Source organism: Vulcanococcus limneticus LL (assembly GCF_002252705.1).
GTDB lineage: Bacteria > Cyanobacteriota > Cyanobacteriia > PCC-6307 > Cyanobiaceae > Vulcanococcus > Vulcanococcus limneticus.
In genome coordinates, this window is record NZ_NQLA01000122.1 from 1 (window position 1) to 1,729 (window position 1,729).

The 1,729-nt window shown below is 66.2% G+C and carries 2 protein-coding genes; both read right to left on the reverse strand.

The genetic code is table 11. From position 1 onward, the window contains the following. Window positions 1-142 precede the first annotated feature (142 nt). Window positions 143-589, reverse strand: coding sequence for a transposase (locus CJZ98_RS17630; protein ID WP_157911093.1), 447 nt, complete (start codon window positions 587-589; stop codon window positions 143-145). Next, window positions 579-1,628 carry a transposase gene (locus CJZ98_RS17635; protein ID WP_094592405.1) on the reverse strand — a complete coding sequence of 350 codons (1,050 nt, stop codon included), beginning with the start codon at window positions 1,626-1,628 and terminating at the stop codon, window positions 579-581. Before CJZ98_RS17635 ends, CJZ98_RS17630 begins: the two co-directional genes overlap by 11 nt. Window positions 1,629-1,729 lie beyond the last annotated feature (101 nt).

Sequence of the window (1,729 nt, forward strand, 5' to 3'; positions counted from 1 at the left end):
CTAGGAGCATGTCGCACGTTTGAGTCAGCAGCAGGGGGCCGTGACTGAGCCTCCGTGAACCAGTGGCCTCGATCATCGGGCTGGTTCACCTGGCGGCGAGGCTCAAGCCATCGCGATCGATGCCCGGAATAGCTTGAGCAGGTTATTGGGTGGTGGCCATCAGCGCCCATTCGCCATCGACCTTCTCCAGCCCACGCAACCGGAAGCGATCCAGTCCTCGGGCCCCTTTGATCTGAGCGAACACCGGCTCGACGATCGTCTTGCGCAGGGCGTAGATCGCCTGACCGGCCTTGGATCTGAGCTTCCGGCTCATCCGGCCTCTGGCATCCAGATCCCGGGGTGCGCGGCCCCGCGATGGCCTTGGCCTCTGGCCATGCTGCTGCCGGCTCGTGGAGATGTAGGCCGCCAGTCCCATCGCCTCACAGGTCTCCAGGTTGGCGGTGCTGCAGTAGCCGGCGTCGGCGATCAAAGCCTCGGGCAGCCGGCCGCTGTTGGCCTGAATCCTCTCCAGCATGGGCAGCAGGTGCACCGCATCGCTGGCTTGATTGCTGACGCCGATGGCCACGATCACCTGGTGGTCACCGTCCACCGCGGCCTGGGCGTTGTAGCCCTGGATCCAGCCGTCCGACCCCTTGAGGATGTGGCTGTCGGGATTCGGTGCAGTTGCGCTGTGCCTGGGGTTTGGGCTGGCCAGCTGCGTTGGTGGGGAGTCGCCGGCTGGGCATCGTCAGGGGATCACGCTCTGCCGCGAGAGCCGGTGATTCCAGGCCTGCGGCCAGGGCTGTTTTGATCGCCAGCTTCTGAGCGTCATCCGCCCGCTTGCGCGCACCACGGGCACGGCGTGCCGCCCGCTTGCTGCGCTGCTCATCGCCACTGGCCTCCGCTTCTGCCACGTCCTGCTCCGCAGCCTCGGCCTGCTCGTCCCGTTGACGGGCCTTGGCCGCCGCCGCCTCTGCCTCCAGTTCAGCCTTGGCCTTGCGGATCCATTCGAGGCGACTGGAACGCCGCTGCAGTTCCTCAGGTAGCTCATCGCCCCGTTTGCCCTTGCCGTACTGGCCGTCCTCCTGGGCGTCGATCAGCTCGGCCTTGCGCAGCAGCGCCCGCATCTCACCCTCCAGCTGCCGCTCGGACTTCAGCATCCGCGCGTGGCTCATGGCCTTGTGCTTGCTGGCATTGGCTTTCACCTTGGTGCCATCCAGCGCCACCTGGCCCAGGCTCACCAACCCCGCCTTCTGGCAGAGCCGCAGCACCTGAACAAACAGCCCGGCCAGGGCATTGAGGTGACGGCGGCGGAAGTCGCTGATCCGGCTGTGGTCCGGCTGCTGGTTGCCCGTCAGCACCCGGAATGCGGCGTCTTCCCAGCAGGCCTTCTCGATCCTGCGGGAGCTGGGCAGTCCGACGCCGTAGGCGTACAGAAGCAGCACCACCATCATTCGTGGGTCGTAGGCCTTCTCACCGCGGGGATCCTTCTGGCGGTAGTGGGCGTGGATGGCCTCCAGATCCAGCTCAGCGGCCAGATCGAGCAGGAAGAACAGGAGGTGGTCCTCCGGCAGCCAGTCCACCGGTGATGGCGGCAGCAGCAGCGTCTGCTCGGGGTTCCAGGGCCGGAACGACTTGGGCTTGACCATGCCCCATTGTATCGCCCAGAACCATTGCAGTCACTGGGATCTGCGCGGATTTCACGGGTGGCTGCGGAGAGGGGGCGCGGTTCTATGCGCGACAAGCTCCT

Bases quoted from the DNA above. Each gene is read 5' to 3' on its own strand.
- CJZ98_RS17635 (WP_094592405.1), bottom strand. From the start codon at position 1,628: ATGGTCAAGCCCAAGTCGTTCCGGCCCTGGAACCCCGAGCAGACGCTG.